11 protein-coding genes and 1 pseudogene are annotated in these 18,237 nt (G+C 62.5%); 9 read left to right on the top strand and 3 right to left on the bottom strand.

Features of this window, described 5'->3' with window-relative positions; genetic code table 11:
• From BV106_RS38000 to BV106_RS02450, 4 genes are all read left to right on the top strand, one after another.
• On the top strand, positions 1-609 hold a 609-nt coding region (locus BV106_RS38000), incomplete at its 5' end, for a hypothetical protein (protein ID WP_265595255.1).
• 75 nt (positions 610-684) lie between these two features.
• Positions 685-2,373, top strand: coding sequence for a DUF3987 domain-containing protein (locus tag BV106_RS34960; protein ID WP_265595254.1), 1,689 nt, complete (start codon positions 685-687; stop codon positions 2,371-2,373).
• A gap of 337 nt (positions 2,374-2,710) precedes the next feature.
• Positions 2,711-3,724 carry a virulence RhuM family protein gene (locus BV106_RS02455; RefSeq protein ID WP_038159993.1) on the top strand — a complete coding sequence of 338 codons (1,014 nt, stop codon included), beginning with the start codon at positions 2,711-2,713 and terminating at the stop codon, positions 3,722-3,724.
• Between the two features lie 263 nt (positions 3,725-3,987).
• Entirely contained in the window at positions 3,988-4,872 is an 885-nt protein-coding gene (locus tag BV106_RS02450; RefSeq protein WP_038159990.1) for a hypothetical protein, read from the top strand.
• Between the two features lie 114 nt (positions 4,873-4,986).
• On the opposite strand, the gene BV106_RS02445 is transcribed toward BV106_RS02450, so the two are convergent.
• Positions 4,987-6,264 carry a polysaccharide pyruvyl transferase family protein gene (locus BV106_RS02445; RefSeq protein ID WP_038159988.1) on the bottom strand — a complete coding sequence of 426 codons (1,278 nt, stop codon included), beginning with the start codon at positions 6,262-6,264 and terminating at the stop codon, positions 4,987-4,989.
• Between the two features lie 53 nt (positions 6,265-6,317).
• Positions 6,318-6,578: a hypothetical protein gene (locus BV106_RS37995; protein ID WP_038159987.1), complete on the bottom strand. Its 261-nt coding sequence runs from the start codon at positions 6,576-6,578 to the stop codon at positions 6,318-6,320.
• Positions 6,579-7,138: 560 nt separating this feature from the next.
• Here BV106_RS37995 and BV106_RS34955 point away from each other — a divergent pair.
• Entirely contained in the window at positions 7,139-9,034 is a 1,896-nt protein-coding gene (locus BV106_RS34955) for an ice-binding family protein (RefSeq protein ID WP_051944834.1), read from the top strand.
• Positions 9,035-9,267: 233 nt separating this feature from the next.
• Here BV106_RS34955 and BV106_RS02430 read toward each other — a convergent pair whose 3' ends face one another.
• Entirely contained in the window at positions 9,268-10,515 is a 1,248-nt protein-coding gene (locus BV106_RS02430) for a PQQ-binding-like beta-propeller repeat protein (protein WP_038159985.1), read from the bottom strand.
• Positions 10,516-10,945: 430 nt separating this feature from the next.
• On the opposite strand from BV106_RS02430, the gene BV106_RS37990 reads away from it, so the two are divergent.
• From BV106_RS37990 to BV106_RS02415, 4 genes and pseudogenes are all read left to right on the top strand, one after another.
• Positions 10,946-12,838 carry a hypothetical protein gene (locus tag BV106_RS37990; protein ID WP_051944831.1) on the top strand — a complete coding sequence of 631 codons (1,893 nt, stop codon included), beginning with the start codon at positions 10,946-10,948 and terminating at the stop codon, positions 12,836-12,838.
• Positions 12,724-14,694, top strand: coding sequence for a DUF1553 domain-containing protein (locus BV106_RS02425; protein ID WP_265595256.1), 1,971 nt, complete (start codon positions 12,724-12,726; stop codon positions 14,692-14,694). The genes BV106_RS37990 and BV106_RS02425 overlap by 115 nt, the downstream gene beginning before the upstream one ends.
• 51 nt (positions 14,695-14,745) lie before the next feature.
• Positions 14,746-16,035 carry a DUF1501 domain-containing protein gene (locus tag BV106_RS02420; protein ID WP_038159982.1) on the top strand — a complete coding sequence of 430 codons (1,290 nt, stop codon included), beginning with the start codon at positions 14,746-14,748 and terminating at the stop codon, positions 16,033-16,035.
• A gap of 1,124 nt (positions 16,036-17,159) precedes the next feature.
• Positions 17,160-18,237 (top strand): annotated as a pseudogene (locus BV106_RS02415) (hypothetical protein); the annotation flags it as partial.

Here is an 18,237-nt window from a genome sequence, read left to right as displayed (position 1 = left end):
TTGCGCCCGGCGGGCATCCGCACGGTGGCGCGGCTGCGCGGGCTGCCGGAGCAGGCGGTGGCGGATTGCGCCCGGGGCGGGTTCCTCAAAGGGGTCCGCTACGGCGGGGCGGACTGCTTTGCCATCGGGGATGGCTGCTTTGTGCAGTTGCGGCGGTTCGATGGTCAACCGATCGAGCGGATCGACGGCTCCCGGTGCAAGAGCTACAACCTCCCCGGCTGTCAGGGGGCGTTTCTGGGGCACCGGTGGGTGATGGGAAACAACACCCAAGTGCTGCTGGTGGAGGGCGCGGCAGGGCTGCTGGAGGCGGTGGCCGCCCTGGAGATTGCGGTGTCAGGCCTGGGCTGGAGCCCCCTGGCCGCGACCAGCGCCAGCTCCCGCTTTGCCCGGGATCCGGAATTGTTGGCCAGCCTGAAGGGACGGCTGGTGCGCATCATCCCCGATCGCGACCCCGCCGGGCTGCATGCCTGTGGCGTGTGGTGGGGCGAGCTCCAGGCCGCCGGGGCCAAGGTGGATGTGCTCATGCCGCCACCCCAGTGCAAGGACCTGGGGGAGGTGGTGGGGGACGCGGGGAGGCAGGGGGCGTTCTTTGGGGAAATTAGGAATTAGGAATTAGGAATTAGGAATGCGGGTTGGGTGAAACAACCTGCTGGGGACGAATGGAAGATGAATCGACTCAAACACATGAAACTACGACACGAGACAGCAGGGCAGGAAGAACTGGGACAGGGGCACGGGCAAGGGACGGAGGGGCCGGGATTGATGGCTGGAGGAGTGCGAACGAAGTACGAAATGCACGAAAAGAACGAAATCGACGCATCGCGTGAGGTGGGGGCGGAGCCGGGGTCGGGGTTGGCGGCTGGAGGAGTGCGAACGAAGTACGAAATGCACGAAAAGAACGAAATCGACGCATCGCGTGAGGTGGTGGCGGAGCCGGGGTCGGGGTTGGCGGCTGGAGGAGTGCAAACGAAGTACGAAATGCACGAAAAGAACGAAATCGACGCACCGCGTGAGGTGGTGGCGGAGCCGGGAACGGTCCCGGGGTTGGAGAAGGAGGTGTTGTTTGCGGGAACTCCGGCCTCCTGGCCAGCGATGAGGGTGAAGCGCGAGGGTTCGCCCCAGGGGACGGTGGCTGCGGCTGCGGTCGCAGCAGGGGCAGAGGTCATCGGCGCCATCGCAGAGGAAGCCGCTTCTGATGGGTCCCAGCCGACGGCGCGTTCCGGCCCGGAATTCCCGGAAACGGCCCTGCATGGTCCGCTGGGGGATCTGGTGCGCACCATCCTGCCGTGTACGGAGGCGGATCCGGCGGCGTTGCTGGTGCAACTGCTCGCGGGGGTGGGTAATCTCATCGGTCCCTCGCCGTATTTCGTGGCGGATAGCGCCAGGCATCGGGGGAATCTGTTTGCGATCGTCACGGGTCGCACGGCGAAGGCGCGCAAGGGCACGTCCTGGCAGCAGGTGCGGCATGTCTTGCAGGATCTGGATGCGGACTGGCTGGCGAAGCGGGTGAAATCCGGCGTGGTCTCCGGGGAGGGGATCGCCCAGGTGTTCGAGCCGGGCGGGGATCGACGTCTGCTCCTGCTGGAGGGGGAGTTTGCCCAGGTGCTGCAGGTGATACGACGGGAGGGGAGCACCGTCTCCGCCCTCTTGCGGCAGGCCTGGGACGGGCAGCGCATCGCCGTGCTGCGGCGGAAGGACAGCGTGGAGGTGGATGACGCGCACATCTCGATGATCGGCCACATCACGCTGGCGGAGCTGCATCGCCTGCTGGCGGGGGTGGAGGTGAGCAACGGGCTCGCCAACCGCTGCCTCTGGGTGCATGCGGACCGGTCCAAGCTCCTGCCGGAGGGCGGCTCGGTGCCAGACACGACCGCTCACCTGCAGGAGCTGCGCCGGGCCATCCGGTCCGCGCGGGTGCGCAACGAGCTGCGGCGGGATGAGAATGCGCGGCAGCTCTGGCGGGAGATCTACGGGCGACTCAGCGAGCCTCCCGCAGGTCGCGCGGGCGAGGTGCTCTCGCGCTCGGAGGCTCAGGTCATGCGCCTGGCGCTGCTCTATGCGCTGATGGACGGGGCCTCGACGATCGCGTACGACCACCTCACGGCGGCCCTGGCGCTGTGGGACTACTGCGAGGCCAGTGCGATGTTCATCTTCACCGCAGAGGAGATCAATCCCCGCGCCGCCCGCGTCCTGGCGGCGCTCAAAGACGGACCCATGAGCCTGAGCGGGCTGAATGCGTTGTTTCATCGGAACCTGAGTCAGCAGGCCCTGAAGCAGCTCTTGTCCGAGCTGGGACCGCTGGTGGAGGTGTACGGCGGCGGCAGCCGGGAGGACCCGACGCGGTGGGTGAGGGCCCGCAAGCGGGCTGTTTAGACGCAGCCGCCGGGGCGGCTGCTGGTTGAGACGCTGCGCTGGTTGAGACGGCTGCGCTGGTTGAGACGCTGGCGCTGGTTGAGACGCTGCGCTGGTTGAGATGCCGCTCGCGGCGGGTTGGATACAGAAGCTGGGGAGCGCAGATTGTTAATCTGCTGTGCTGCCGATTGGCAATCGGCAGGGGTGCTGGAGGGTGGGCGGTCAATCCGGGAGCAGAGGCGGCAAGTGGATCTCGCTTGATCGGCTCCCTCTGCACTTGCCCACCAGGACATGCAGCGGTACTCACATTCGCCGTCATAACTGCACCCGCTGAAGCCTCCGCCTCACCTACCACCCCATGAGTGACTTGATTCTCTACACGACCGAAGACGGGCGGAGCCAAATCAGGCTGAGGGCGGATGAACAGACGGTCTGGCTCACTCAGCTGGAGATGGCGGAACTCTTTGACGCCACGAAACAGAACATCTCCCTGCACCTGAAAAACATCTTCGAGGAGGGCGAGCTGGATCCGGCGGCAGTTGTCAAGGAATCCTTGACAACTGCCGCTGACGGCAAGCGCTACCAGACTCTCCTCTACAATCTGGACGCCATTCTGGCCGTGGGCTACCGGGTGCGCTCGCCGCGCGGGGTGCAGTTCCGCCGCTGGGCCTCCACCATCCTGAAGGAATACCTCATCAAGGGCTTCGTGATGGACGATGAGCGGCTGAAGAATCCGGACGGTCGCCCGGATTACTTCGACGAGATGCTGGAGCGCATCCGCGACATCCGGGCCTCAGAGAAGCGCTTCTACCAGAAGGTACGCGACCTTTTTGCGTTGAGCAGCGACTACGATAAGACGGACCAGGCCACGCAGGCCTTCTTCTCCACGGTGCAGAATCTGCTGCTCCACGCTGTAACCAGCAAGACGGCTGCCGAGATCGTCACGGCACGGGCCGACTGCAATGACCCGAACTTCGGCTTGCTTCACTGGAAGGGGGCCAAGGTGCGGAAGACGGACATCCTCACGGCCAAGAACTACCTGACCGAGGACGAGATCGACACCCTGAACCGGCTGGTCGTGATCTTCCTGGAAACGGCCGAACTACGTGCCAAGAGCAAGCAGGAGACCCGGATGAGTTTTTGGAAACAGAACGTGGAGCAGATCATCTCCTCCAACGGCTTCCCCTTGCTCACCCACCCGGGAGCCATCAGTCACGAGCAGATGGAGGAACGAACCTCGCAGCTCTATCTGGAGTTTGACCATCAGCGCAAAAAGCAGGAGGCCAAAGAAGCTGATGAACAGGATGAGGCCGCCCTGAAAGCCCTTGAAAACAAGATCAAACGCCGCGGCCCGCTACGCGGGAAGACATAAGACTTGAAGACACAAGACGTCAGACTTGAGCTGGCGCACAGACAAGGGGCCAGGGGACAGCGAGCCGCCGGACATGGAGGGGCTCTTCTTTGTCACGCCGCTGAGACTCCTTTCCGCTGCCGCCAGGTTTCAATGAGGGCCGAGAGGCTGGTCGGTAGCGAACCCAGGTGGGGAATGACACCGCCCGTTTGCTCGATCCAAGTCGTTCCCTGCTTCTTCCATGCCCTGCGCTTCGTTTTCCGCATTTGCACCCGATCCTTCCTATGAGCATCCAGCATTTTTTCACCCGCCGACTCCATTCATCCCTCACTGCGGCCGGGGTGGGGCTGCTCGTTTGCCTCTCCATGTCATCGGTTCAAGCAGAGATACCCCGTGAGGATGCGCTTCGCTTTGTGCGGGGCTATCTGAGTGCTGCACAAAATCCCACGCCCGATGAAGAGGTCCGCCACTATGCGCCCCGCGTGCGCTACTTCGACAGCGGCACGGTGGATCAGAGCTTTGTGGCGGCAGATCAGCGTCGGTACTACAAACTCTGGCCGCAGCGAACCTTTGAGCTGCTGGAGGAGCCTGAGATTGTTGCCCAGGAGGACGATGCGGTGACGCTGAGATTCATCATTCACTATGAGGTGAGCAATGGAGACCGTCGGGCCACCGGGGCCACCCAGAATACGATGCAGGTGCAGCGGATCGGCGACGGACTCAAAATCGTCGCCATGTCCGAGCGCAAAGTGAATCTGAAAGCGTTGCCCCGGCCCACCATCGATTCATCCCGCGCAGCGCCCGCCTCTGATCGAACGGAAGATCGAGTCGAAGTAAAACCCGCCGATAAGGCACCCCGGTCAAAGCCTGCTGAGCCCGCGATGGCCGTTGATAAAACGGATCCCAAACCAAAGCTTCAAGAGATGCCCGCGCCAGCTGGAGGAACAGGTCCAAGCCATCCTGCCCAGGGTGCAGGAGAGGCACCCACCCAGGCAAATGGCAGTGCGCCTCCTGTCCCGGTGATCGCAACCCCCGTTCCAGGTTCACCGGGCTTGGTGTATCTCCCCGGCACAGAGCAGACCTCGAAGAACATGATCGACGTGCGGGGTTACTCCTCCGGACAGAAGGTCAAAGATCCGCGCAATGGTCAGATCTTCATTGTTCCTTGAGGTGCTGACGTCGCGATGACAGACCATGACCCTGTTTCTTTCCGCAGAGCAAGCTCACACCACCCTTTGCCATGACGCATCGGGTCATCGAATCAGAAACCAAAAAACACGCTCCTACGCCTGGATCGCTTTCTTCACAGAGCTCATGCAGGCGGCGGCCCGTTCTTCCACATAGGCCATGGCTTTCTTCACCTTCGCCTCTGCACCCGCGTAGTCCTTGTGAATGCCCATGAGGATCTCAAACATCTTCTCCGCAGGAGTGCGGTCGAACTCCGGAGCCCACTCCTCCAGGCCGATGTCCTTGAACATCCAGCACTTCGGTGAGTGGAACTCAGAGAACGTATGCATCATCGGCGTGCCCACGGCCAGGGCCATGATGGGCGTGTGGGGCTCATGGCAGATGACGGTGTGCGCACGCCGGTAGAAGGAGCAGGCCTCATCCACATTCCAGAACTCATCAAAGTTCACCACGTGCGGCTTTAGGTTGTCTGGCAGCGTGTCGTAGATGAATTTTATATTGTACTCCATCTCCTTGTACACCTCCGGGGCGATCACCACCTTGTAGCCCGTCTCCTTCACCCACATGGCAATGAGGTCCTGGTATACCTTCGCCCGGCGGGTGTCATCCGCGATCATTTCCGGAGTCGGATGCAGCGGGTTCAGCTTCTGCGGGCGCGTGTCATCCACCCCGGGGGAGGTAGGACTGTGGGTGCGCAGTTGAAGGGTGATGAACTTTTTGTCCTCCAGCCCGTGTTTCTTTAGACGAGCCAGCGCCTTCTCCTCATCCCTCACATCCACACCGAAGCAGCCATCCGGACCAAACTCCAGCACCGGTGTCTTCACGCCCGCATCCTTCAGCACCTGGAGAGTCTTGCTGTCCCGGCAGTAGATAAACGCCGCGCTGCTCAGCAGGGCGATGCGCTCCTCTGCGCCTTGCCCCTTCACCATGGTGTCGAAGTACGACTGCCCCTGCAGCCCCCATGGCTTCCTGATCTTGTTGCAGTACTTCATGAAGTCCGTGGGCTGTCCCATGCCGGGACCACGCAGGAAGAAGTCTGACCGCGCGATCGCCTGCTGCACCGGACCGTCCTTCTGCGTGAGGCTGCCTCGCACGATCTCCAGTTTAGGGAACCGCTTCATGAGCATGTCTTCCACCGGCTGGTTCACATTCGCTGCCCACAGAATGAAGTGCGTGTCTGGCAGGTGCTGCTCCATGAAGCGCAGCGTCCCTGGCGTGTGCCCCACATCACCGATGTTCTTCACCGCCCAGCCGCACTGCAGCAGCACCGTCTTCTTCACAGCGCCCTCCTGGGCAAAGGCTGATCCGGGCAATGCGGCTGCGCCCAGGGCGAGTCCGGAGGTCCTGATAAATTGGCGGCGGGTCGTATTCATAGGAGTGGCAAAAGTTTCCAACGTGGCGGAGCACGGCAGTCTTCCAGCGGAAATTAACGAGAATTCCGGTCGAGGACGCCATGGCGCGAGATCGGGAAGACGCGTTCGCCCTGCTCGTAGATATCGTGTTCCAGGCCGTCCCATTCGGACAGCGATGCGATCCCGTTCGCGTTCAGCAGGAGACCTAAACGGGTTGTCCCTTTCACAAGACTGTTTTCTCCCCCGGGCAAAAGAGGACGGCCCAGATGGACTTCCACTTGTTTGTTGAACTCCCAGGAGGCAATGGAGCGCCGCGCGGACAAGATCGTCAGCATCTGCTTCCTCGTGATCCGAGGGAGGATAAGTAGAAAAAACAAGAGGAGAGATTGAGGCTGGACAACGGAGAACGAGCGGCATTTGCCTTCTGGAGACGCACTTCTTTCCATTGGATCCTCATCGCGCCCCGCCCAAATTCGTACGGGTGCGAATTCTCTACGAGACCTTGCACCACGCTGTAACGGCCATTCTGCTGGCTTCCCGCGCTTTTGATGATGGGCCGTCTTTTTGATGCGAGCCATTGCGAGATTCGAGGAATTAACCCGAGCCAGCTTCTGGAGGATCCCACCGTGGGTGAATGCTTTCCAAACTCAATTGAACACGCAATTGGGCATTCAACTGAACACGCAATGAAAGGACGCTGCGGATGAAACGCGCGCGCGAAACCGCTGCCCAAATAACTATGTTTCATAACATATGGAATAATAATGGAAAAAACATATTGATTATATGGAGTAAACTCTTGAGAGTTGGAGCTGGGGGGCGGTAAGAAACAAAAAAAGATAGTTGCCGTCATGAACCGGCAAGTTTCCCCCCCATGAACCTGAACAGGGGAAATATGATGAAGAATTCCTGGTTGGATATGAGATGGCTGAGTGTTATCACCGCGATCCTGGCGCTATCTGCCCATGGGGTGGTGCAGGCGCAATCGGTGGGCCTGGGCGTAGCAGACGGTTTTTCCGTCCTCGCTGGCTCTGGGATCACCAATGAGGGCTCCACGACGATCACCGGGGACATCGGCACGTTTCCCACCACGAGCATCACGGACAATGGAGCCATCACTTTGCTGGGTGTGAACCACGGAGGCGATGCCGTCACGCAGCAGGCCAAGGCGGATCTGGTGACTGCGTACAACACCGCAGCGGGCCTCGCGCCGACGGGCACCATCACCGCCGGAACCCTTGGAGGACTGACACTGGTCTCGGGCGTTTACAACGATGGCGGCTTCTCACTGGGACTCACTGGGACACTCACGCTGGATGCCCAGGGCAATCCAGATGCGGTGTGGGTTTTCCAGACCGGCTCAACGCTGATCACCGCTTCGGGCAGCTCCGTGGTGATCATCAACGGAGGGCAGGCCTGTCATATCTTCTGGCAGGTGGGCAGCTCCGCAACGCTGGGCACTAATTCAACCTTCCAGGGCAACGTGATGGCGCTCACCTCCATAACGGCAGAGACGGGGGCCTCCGTGGTGGGGCGCCTGCTGGCTCGAAATGGAGCCGTGACACTGGACACGAACACCATCATCAAAGCTATCTGCGCAGAGGTAATTGACTCGACCCCGGATGATGAGGGGGAAGGGGAGGGGGATTCCTCCGGCGGCAGCGCTGCCGAGAAGGCTGCCGAACTGAGGAGGACGCTGCTGCTTGCCGCGCAGGTGGTGGACATCGCCTCGCTGCCGGGACTGACATCCATCTACACCCAGGGGTTTGCCCAGTTCGACACCGAGGTGTTCAGCGTTCAGCAGCGGTTCGCGGACATAAGGTCGCAGGCAGGCTCCAACCGCCCGCCGGATGTTTACAACCCGACCCCGGTGCAGAGCGAGAAGAACCCCTGGAGCGGCAAAAATCCCAGGGGCGGGAAGAACGCCTGGAGCGGCAAGGGCGGTGAAGGAGTGCAGCCCAAAGAGGTGCAGACGGCCGAGGACCTGCGCTGGGGCTTCTTCATCGTGGGCACTGGGGACTACGTCACCGCAGGGGCTGGCAACAGCTATGACGGCACCACCGTGGGCACCGTCCTGGGGGTGGACTGCCGGCTGAATGAGCATTTTGTCGTGGGCGTCAGTGTCGGCTACTCCCATACGGAAGGCGACCTCACTGGCACCAGCAACGTGGAGGCTGATGGCGGCAAGGCGGCGGTTTATGCCATGTACCAAAGCGGCGGCTTCTTCACCGAGGTGATTGTGGGTGGTGGTTACAGCTCCTATGATATCGAGAGAAGCGCTTTCCTCGGCACCGCCCGGGGTGAAACGGATGGGACGCAGTTCGACGCCTATCTGGGAATGGGCTATGACTTCAAGCTGGGCGGATGGACCATCACGCCCATGGCCTCGTTGCTCTACACCCAGGTCGGCATCGATGGGTATAACGAAGTCGGCTCGCTGCTGCCGCTCGTTATTGAGTCCCAGGATGCCAGTTCCCTGCGCACGCGTGTGGGCCCCCGCGTGGCTTACACCACCAAGGTGGGTTCCGCTTTCGTGACGCCCTCGGTGAGCGCGCAGTGGCAGCATGAGTTCCAGGATGACAGCCTCCCCTTTGAGGCACGCTTCTCCAATGACGCCGACAGTCTCTTCACCGTGTACGGGCCGGAGATGGGACGTGACAGTCTGCTGGTGACAGCCGCACTGAATGTGGCCTGGAGGCGCTATGCCGCCTACATCGCCTATCAAGGCAATCTAGGACGCGAAAACTACGAGAGCCACAGCGGGCTTGTCGGACTGCGGGTGAGCTGGTAACAGGCGGACAGGGGTGGGGTGGCGAAGCGTAGCGCAGATGGTCAATCTGCTGTGTCTCCGGAGGGAACCACATCATCACCCGGCGACGGTGCCGGGTTCTATGAAAGCGCATTCGACAGGCGACTGAGCGGGACAGGAATGTCCCTCGCTCCTTTTGCTGACCGCTCCGTTGGGCGCGGGCGCATGTGCGACAGCTCAGGTCTTATGTCTTGAAGTCTTGCGTCTTGTGTCTCTCACTTGCCAACACACCACAGATACTCTTGCCGACTCGGCTCTGTCTTCGCGGAACGAATGTAGATGCGGTTGTCGCAGATGGCGGGGGTGCTGAAGGATTCGTCACCGAGGGTGTTTTGCGCGAGCAGGGTGAACTTCTCCGGCGTGGCCTCGAAGACGGAGGTGACGCCCGCTTTGCTGGTGACATAGATGCGGGAGTCCACCATGACGGGTGAACCATAGAACTCGCGGTCCACCTTCTCTGACCAGCGCTCTTCTCCGGTGGCGGCCTTCCAGCACACGGCGCGGCCGGTATCGAGCACGGCGAAGAGGTGACCTTCCTTCATGAGCATGGAGGGCACATAAGCGCGGGTGGTGTTCTCCCACGCGATCTTGCCGGAGCCATCAGCTTCGATCGCCATGGTGTGGTTCTTGGGATAACCGCCGCCGATGAAGACGCGGCTGCCATCGGTGACGGCGGTGAGCACGGTCTCCTCGGTGCTGCCGTCGATGCTCCAGAGTTTTTTGCCGGTGAGCGGGTCGAAGCTCTCCACCTTGTTGCAACCGGCGAGCACGGCCTGTGTCTTGCCCGCGGCGTGAACGACAGCGGGAGAGGCATAGTTGGCCACCGGAGGCCGGTCCTGCTGCCACACGATCTCGCCCGTCAGTTTGTTAAGGCCGGTGAGCTTCCCGCCCCCGCGATGGTCGGCGGAGACGAGCACGATGGACTGGTAAATGACGGGGGAAGAGCCGAAGCCCTGGTGCACCTGAAAGTCACTGACGCGGCGCTGCCAGAGCTGCTTCCCGGTGGCATCGAGCGCCGTGGTGTAGATGGCTCCGTTGTTGAGGAAGTTGACGTAGAGCCGCTCCCCATCGCTGACCACATCGGACGAGGCTTGGGAGGAGATGCGATGCCCCTTGGTGTTCAGGTTCTCCCGATGCACCACCGTTTCCCAGAGCTTCTTGCCGGTGGCACGGTCATGACAGAGCACAAGCTGTTCCTCGGTCTCGACGTCTGCCGTGGCCAGATAAACGTGTCCGCCTACTACCGTCGGTGATCCATGCCCTCGCCCGCGTACCGGAGTCTTCCACAGCACGCCATCGCTCTCGCTCCATTTCAGCGGCGGCTTTTGCCCGGCGGCCGCGTGGCCGTCCATCGTGGGGCCCCGCCAGGCAGGCCAGTCCGAGGCAGAGCACGGCGTGGTGATGAGGATGGCGAGGGAGAGGGCGAGAAAGGCGCGGGTGGGAGTGAAGGGGGACGGGTTCATGTTGGGGCGGCGGGACGGGGATGGGAATGCAAATACGTCGTGGGGAGGGGCTGTTTCTCAATCCTCACACAAAGGCACGAAGGCACAAAGGGGGATCATGAGATGGCTGGCGGGGCTCTGTTCGTAGTACAAACTTTAGTTTGCCTCAGTACGCGTTACCCCAGATGCCCTGAGCAAACTGAAGTTTGTACTACGAACAGCTTCGGACTGAGCTGGCGCTTGGAGGTGGGGGGCGGGAGGGTATGGACGTCATCTGTGACTCGCGCAGGCTGAAGCCTGTACTCCGTACAGCTTCGGGCCCAACGCCTTGACGCACTGCCCACTGACGGACTGACGCACTGGTTCTGTCTCCTGCGGAGCAGGCCAAAACATCCCCCATAAGTGTTAGTGGTGAGGGATTTTTCCGGTGAGGTGCGTTGCGGTGTTCTTCATGTCTTTCTCTGTCTCCAGTTCCATCTCCCGCACCTTTCTCTCCACCTCCCCCCTTTTCACGGGCGCATTGCCGCTGGCCTTTGGCTGGCTGATCGCAGCCCAGGCGATGGCGATGGATGCGAACCCGTCCTCGCCCAAGGCGGTGCTGCTGTTTGCGGAGTCGTTTGACCAGGCGAATCCCGCCTCTGCGCCCGCGACTTCACTGGCTCCGCTGGAGGAGGGGCCGCTGCCGCCGGTGTATCCGGCGTTTGGGAAGGGGAATCGGGCGGCGTTCTTCGCGGCGGAGACGCCCTCGCGGGTGCTGGCAACTGCGGCCACGCAGCCGGGACTGAATCTCGATTTCCGCCATGGGGACTCCATCTCGGTCGAGTTCTGGCTGGCGGCGGAGGATCTGCCGATCGGCAAGCCGGTGTACCTCCTGAGCAAGGGGCACCCGGAGCGGGCGAACCAGCCGGACGATGACCTGAACTACGCGGTGATGGTGCTGCGCAAGACGGAGCGCCCCGTGATCAATCTGGGCTTTGCCTTCACCAGCGAGACCAAGGACCCCAAGGCCCCGCGCAAGCGGCACCAGTGGTGGAGCGGCGAGATGCCGCTGGAGCCGTACGTGTGGCACCAGTTCGGCCTCACCTTCACCTTTGGCGATCCCACCAGCCTGCTGCCGTTTCAAAACGGGCGGAACATCCCTTTCTCCGGGAGCTGGCAGTCCGGCCACTCCACGGAGCGCGGGCCGGTGACGAATGCGGAGCCGCTGGTGATGGGCGGGGCGTTCGAGGAGAAAACCAAGGCCTCCTATCGCGGCCGGATCGACCAGATCTCCCTCTACCGCGGCATCAAGCGCGAGCATGAGTTTGACCGCGACTACGCCATCCACACGCCCGTGCCGGTGATCGATCCCCAGGTGCTGCAGCAGAAGCCCGACCACGTGCGCGTGGAGCTGTGCAGCGAGGGCGTGCCCAGCCGCCGCCAATGGCCGGAGCAGGTGCTGAAGGCTACGAAGGTGATGGACGAGGACGCGTTCGGCTTCTTCGAGCTGCCGTATGATTACACGAAGACGGGCGTACGCGCCGCACGTCCCGCCGCGCAGATGCTGCGGGCCAGTGCCGCGATCACCTTCCCGAAAGGCAAGCACCGCATCCTGCTGCGTGCCCGCGGGGTGTCCCGCCTCATGCTGGACAGCCAGGTGGTGATGGAGACCGAGCTGCAACCCACCAACCTCAACGGCCACCACCTCACCACCGAGCAGGAGCAGTACCTCGACCTCGGGCCGGACTTCCGCTTCGCCCCTCCGGGCAACCGCGAGCGCTGGGGCACCTTTGAGTCGGATGGCGTGAAGCCCACGCTCGTGGTTCTGGAAACTATCTTCGGCACCGAGCGGCCCGGCCTGGGGGAGACCGTTGTGGCCTGGTCCCGGGAAGGGGAGCAGAGCTGGCAGCTCGTGGCGCCGAAGCGGCAGGTGCCCTACACCGATGCCGGATGGGCCGCCTATGAGGCCGAGCGTCGCGGGCACATCGCGCAGATCAATCAAGACACCCGCCGGGCCGCCTTTGCCAGCCAGCAGTCGTATTGGGAAAAGCGTCGTGATACCGCGAACCAATGGCTGCAGAGCGTGCCGCCCGTGGCCGTGCCCGAGCTGCCGCAGGGCTATCCCGCGCACAACGCGATCGATCACTTCATCGCCGCCAAGATCGAGGCTGTGAAACCCGCCGTGCAGCAGGCGAAGCAGGGGAAGGGGCCGGATTACTTCAAGCAGATCCGCCCGCTGCTGGAATCCCGCTGCTACGACTGCCACAAGGGCGGCAAGGCCAAGGGCGATCTGCCCTGGACCTCGCCGACTCCGCGCACCGGGGCGGTGAATCCGACGGGCCCGCCGTGGTGCCGGGGGATGTGAAGGGCAGTTCCCTGATCGCCCGCATCCGCAGCACGGATCCCGATGCCGTGATGCCGCCGCACGGCAGCCCCTTGAGCGAGCAGGAAATAACGCTGCTGGAGGAGTGGATCAAGCAGGGCGCGAACTGGCCGGAGATGCAGGTCACGCAACTGGAGCTGCCGCCCCTGGCGGATGATCTCACCTTCCTGCGCCGCATCACGCTGGATACCGTGGGCGTGCCGCCGAGCGAGGCAGAGATCCACACCTATCTGGCAGAGGCTCCCGAGCAGCGTCGCCGCCGCGCCATGCAGCGCCTCTTTGCCGATCCCCGCCGGGCCGATCACTGGATGGGCTACTGGCAGGACGTGCTGGCGGAGAACCCAAACCTGCTCTCCGGCAGCCTCAACAACACCGGCCCCTTCCGCTTCTGGCTGCATGAGGCGCTGGTGGATGACAAGCCGATGGACGCGATCGTCACGGAGCTCATCCGCATGGAGGGCGATGCCAACAACGGCGGCCCGGCAGGCTTTGGCACCGCGGGGCAGAACGACTCGCCCTTTGCAGAAAAGGGGCTCATCCTCGCCGGGGCCTTCCTGGGTGTGGAGATGAAGTGCGCCCGCTGTCACGACTCCCCCAGCCACGAGTCCAAGCAGGAGGACCTCTTCAAGCTGGCCGCGATGTTAAACCGCGAACCCCTGGTGGTGCCCGCCACCAGCAGCGTGCCCATGGACAAGCTCAGCGCGGGCGGTCGCAAGCCGCTCATCAAGGTGACCCTGGCCCCCGGCACCAAGGTGCAGCCCGTGTGGCCCTTCCCGCAGTTCGTCGAGGCCAAGGCCGCCGAGCCGCTGGCGGAGAATCCCCAGAGCAGCCGCGACCGTCTGGCCGCGATGATCACCGCCCCGCAGAATGAGCGCTTCGCCCAGGTCATCGTGAACCGCATCTGGCACCGGCTCATGAACCGCGGCCTCGTCACGCAGCCCAATGACTGGGAGAAATCCGAGATCACCCATCCGCAGCTCCTCCAGTGGCTCGCGCGGGAGTTTGTGCGCTCCGGCTACAGCGTGAATGCCGTGTGCCAGCTCATCTTTGAGTCCCATGCGTATCAACGCCAGAGTTCCCCGCTGCTGAAGGAGCCCGAGGCTCTCTATGTGGCTCCCGCGCCGCGCACCATGAGCGCAGAGCAGGTGGTGGACTCGCTCTTCTCCGCTGCGGGCAAGCCTTTCCGGGTCGAGGAATTATGCTTTGACCTTGATGGCGTCTCGAACCAGCGCACCATGGGCCAGGCCACCCGTGCGTGGATGCTCACCTCCACGTCCAATGAGCGCGACCGCCCCAGCCTCACCCTGCCGCGCGTGCAGGCCGTGCTCACCGTGCTGGAGTCCTTTGGCTGGCGCGGCGCCCGCCAGTCGCCCGTGACCGTGCGGGAGAGCGCGCCGAATGTGCTGCAACCGGCGGTGCTCGCCAACGGCACCATGAGCGCATGGGTCACCCGCCTGAGTGAGGAGCACGAGATGGTGCCCCTGGCCCTGCAGGCACAGGCCCCGGAGGAGCTGGTGAAGCGCGTGTATCTGCGCCTGCTCACCCGCGAGCCCGATGCGAAAGAGCTGGAGGAGGGCGTGGCCCTGCTGCGGCCCGGGTTCGAGGAACGCGCTCAGACCACGCCGCCCGTCGCCAGCACGGGCAAGCGCAAGCGTCCCCTCTATGTGACCTGGTCCAACCACCTCGACGGCCCTGCCAACGCGCTCGCGTCGGATATTGAGTCCGCCGCCCGCCGTGGGGATCCCGCCACCACCCGTCTGCAGCCCGTTTGGCGCGAGGCCATGGAGGATTTCCTCTGGATGATGATCAACAAGCCCGAGGCCATACACATCCGCTGACGTCGTCCTTCTCTTCTCCCTCATCACCTTTTATCTTTTGCTGTTCCTTTCATGAACCGTCGTGATTTCCTCATCCGCAGCGGCCTCTTCGGCGCTGGCGCTGCCCTGGGCACTGCCACCCCGGGCCTGGCCTCCTCTGCTGCTGCCTCCGTGCCGCTGGGCAAGGCCGAGCACTGCATCTTCATCTGGCTGGGCGGCGGCATGTCGCAGATCGATACCTTCGACCCCAAGCACCGCGGCAACTCCCGCTCCACCCCGCGCGTGGCGGGCACGGACTATGATGTGATCGATACCAATGTGCCCGGCGTGCGCTTCACCGAGCACCTCCGCCGTTCGGCCAAGATCGCCGACCGCATGACCGCAGTGCGCAGCGTGTTTCACACGATCGCGGATGAGCACGCCCTGGCCACGAATCTGGTGCACACCGGCCGCCTCATCAGCGGCACCGTCATCTATCCCTCCATCGGCTCGCTGGTTGCGCATCAGCGTGGTGCGCTGGATGACAACGTGCCCGCCTACATGCTCATCGGTTACCCGAATGTGAGCCGCGGTCCCGGCTACCTGGGCCCCAAGTACGCGCCCGTGTACCTCACGGATACGCAGAGCGGCCCCGCAGGCTTCACCCCGGCCACCGGCCTGTCAGACACCCAATTGCAGCGTCGCAGCCGCCTCATGGCTCAGTCCACCCAGGGGCAGCAGGGCGACGCCGCGCTGGCGGACTACGCCATCATGCAGGAGCAGGCCCACCGCTGGTCCGGCCCCGGGTTCATGAAAAACTTCAAGCTCGATGAGGAGCCTGCGGAGCTGCGCGCCAGCTACGGCGGAGAGTTCGGCCAGCGCTGCCTGCTGGCGCGCCGCCTTATCCAGTCCGGCGTGCGTTTCATCGAGGTCTCGCATAACATGAACTTCATCAACGGCACCGGTTGGGACACCCACTTCGAGGGGCAGCAGAACCAGCACGTCCTCATTCAGGAGCTGGACTACGCGCTCTCCGCGCTCATCCTGGATCTGGAGCAGAAGAAGCTGCTCGACAAGACGGTGATCGCCATCGGCACCGAGTTCGGCCGGCCCATTGGGTTCGACAGCCGCGGCGGACGCGGGCATCAGCAGTCTGCCTTCTCCCTGCTGCTCGCTGGCGGCGGGCTCAAGCACACCGGCGCGTATGGCGTGACGGATGATGACCAGGGCTCCAAGATCCTGGAGAACCCCGTCTCCATCGCAGATTTCCATGCGACCATTCATGCCGCCGTGGGGATTCATCCCAACAAAGAGCTGCATGAAGCCGGAAGGCCTGTGCCGATCACCGATGGCGGGAAACCGATTGCGGCGATGTTCGTTTAAAAGACACCAGACTGCCAGACGCCAGACCTGAGGTCAGGGGCGTTGGCGTAGCAGGAACGGTTCTTTCCTCACACGAAGGAACAAAGGCACGAAGGGCTGAGCCGGTAAAGGAGGCGGGGGGGCGCCCCGCTCAGTCGATGTCTCCTGATCTGGCATTCGGCAAGAGACGCCGCACAGCCGCACTGTAGAAGAGCCGTCCCGGCTCTTGAGTGCGCTGGGTGGTGCGGGAACAAGAGCCGGGACACCGGGACGGTTCTTCCAAATTGCCCGAGGGGCATGCTGGTAGCTGCGCCAGAGCAAGAGTTGGCGGCTGCTGCGATAAAGTGGGCATCAGGGGGCGGTGACTGAGCGGGGCTGGGAACCCCCGCCTCCTTTATCTTGATCGCTTCGTTGGCGTCCCTCGGGGCTTGCCGTCTAATGTCGCCCTCGCAGCGTGCGCTTCTGCCGTCGAAAGGGCTGCTTAAATGGGGCTAAAGAATCAGCTTAGTTGGTCTGAAGATGCAACTGGAAGCTCGCAAAGAGCAGGAAACAACGTGCGTCGCCTGTGATGATGTCGCAAAGCAGCTGCAAATTTCCACGCAAGATTTACGCGTGTCAGAATCACTCGTGTAATGCGCTAGAACCCGCCTCAAGCATGAAGCGATGTCAGATTTGTAATCGACTGATTGTGAGGTGAATGTGTTCAGAGTTTGGTGCGCGTATTCATATTTTATCCTATTGGATGAAAGAAGGTTCAAGGAACCTTCACTCAGAAAAGTTTAATGCATCAACTTATGGGTAAGGAGGCCTGTGAGACCTGATTGTTGTTACCTCTATTCATTTGAAGAAGGATTGATGAAAGAGTTCGTAACCATAACAATTCCTTTAGTGTGCGGCGTTGATACAAAAAAGCGGTTGTCTCAATAATCATTCTCTGAAAGAAATGGATGCCAATACATCGTATTCATCCAGACATGAAATCCCCCAATCAGCGATCCAGTGGCACCCTAAGCGGGTCAGTTGCCGAGGCGGAATGTGTTTTCCGCAGCCCTGCCTAGCGGGACGCAGAGCGTCCTTCGTCCAGCACCATCAATCTCAAGCCACCGGGCGTGCCTCTATGGTGACGCATGGCCGGTTCATGTCCCATGTTGTCCCGCTCCGATCTTTCCAACTTCCGTCCTGCACTCGCCCGGCGTATTCGCGGCAGGCGTGGCATTGCATTGATCACAGTGATCATGCTCCTGGCCTTGGCCACGGTGCTGGTGCTGGCGTTGTTCTCGACCACGCAGACGGAGATGACCTCCACGGCGGCCTATTCAGATGGCACGGAGGCGCGGCGGAAGGCGGACGTGGCCGTGAATGTGGTGATCTCCCAGCTGGTCAAGGCCACGCAGCAAAACCAGACCGTGAACGGCCGGGAACTCTGGACCAGTCAGCCCGGCATGGCGCGGCAGTACCGTGAAAACGGGCGTCTGCTCACAGCGCACAAGCTTTACTCCAGTGACAAAATGGATCTGGAAAGCGCCGACACGGACGCAGACGAAGCTAATACACTGTTTGCCATCGCGGGTGATACGCCGCCGACGAGCTGGGATACGGACAAGTCCAACTGGGTGGACCTGAACGAGCCCGTCATCCGTGAGGGAGCCACGCCGGGCTCCAGAAGGATTCTGTTCCCGATTATCGACCCGCGTGCCTATGTGACGGGGACCACGGCCGGGGCCAAGTCGAAGTCCGTGGAGGGCTTCTCCTACACCACGAGCGCGAAGGGCGACGGCCCCACAGGCGCCCTGCTGAATGGCGTGGTTCTGTCTGCCAACAGCACCACCTCGGATGACGACCAGCGCCTGCCCATGCCGGTGCGCTGGATCTTTGTGCTACAGGACGGGACGCTGGGCACGCTGGATAATGACAAGGTCTTCCGCGGCGCGGGTGGAGAGACGGCCTCCCGGGCGAACCCCATCGTGGCACGCATCGCCTTTTGGGCGGATGACGAGAGCTGCAAGATCAACATCAACACCGCTGGAGAGGGGACCTCCTGGGACACACCCCGCATGTTCCACCAATGGGACGGGGACTGGGCGCGGTTCCAGCCCATGATGTATGAGTACCAGCGCTATCCGGGGCACCCTGCCACCGTGGCGATGAGTACCGTGCTCTTCCCCAACGTGCCGATGAACCCGCCGCGTACGACCGGTTCGGCCGACACGCCCACGGCCGCCT

Source organism: Verrucomicrobium sp. BvORR106 (genome assembly GCF_000739655.1).
Lineage (GTDB): Bacteria > Verrucomicrobiota > Verrucomicrobiia > Verrucomicrobiales > Verrucomicrobiaceae > Verrucomicrobium.
The sequence above is the reverse complement of the archived record's forward strand: the minus strand, read 5'-3'. Positions and strand labels throughout refer to the sequence as shown.

What these genes read in the sequence shown, in the direction of transcription:
- BV106_RS02430 (WP_038159985.1), bottom strand. Translation starts at nt 10,515, where the DNA reads ATGAACCCGTCCCCCTTCACTCCCACCCGCGCCTTTCTCGCCCTCTCC.
- BV106_RS02455 (WP_038159993.1), top strand. Translation starts at nt 2,711, where the DNA reads ATGAGTGACTTGATTCTCTACACGACCGAAGACGGGCGGAGCCAAATC.
- BV106_RS02420 (WP_038159982.1), top strand. Translation starts at nt 14,746, where the DNA reads ATGAACCGTCGTGATTTCCTCATCCGCAGCGGCCTCTTCGGCGCTGGC.
- BV106_RS37995 (WP_038159987.1), bottom strand. Translation starts at nt 6,578, where the DNA reads ATGCTGACGATCTTGTCCGCGCGGCGCTCCATTGCCTCCTGGGAGTTC.
- BV106_RS02445 (WP_038159988.1), bottom strand. Translation starts at nt 6,264, where the DNA reads ATGAATACGACCCGCCGCCAATTTATCAGGACCTCCGGACTCGCCCTG.
- BV106_RS34955 (WP_051944834.1), top strand. Translation starts at nt 7,139, where the DNA reads ATGATGAAGAATTCCTGGTTGGATATGAGATGGCTGAGTGTTATCACC.
- BV106_RS34960 (WP_265595254.1), top strand. Translation starts at nt 685, where the DNA reads ATGAAACTACGACACGAGACAGCAGGGCAGGAAGAACTGGGACAGGGG.
- BV106_RS37990 (WP_051944831.1), top strand. Translation starts at nt 10,946, where the DNA reads ATGTCTTTCTCTGTCTCCAGTTCCATCTCCCGCACCTTTCTCTCCACC.
- BV106_RS02450 (WP_038159990.1), top strand. Translation starts at nt 3,988, where the DNA reads ATGAGCATCCAGCATTTTTTCACCCGCCGACTCCATTCATCCCTCACT.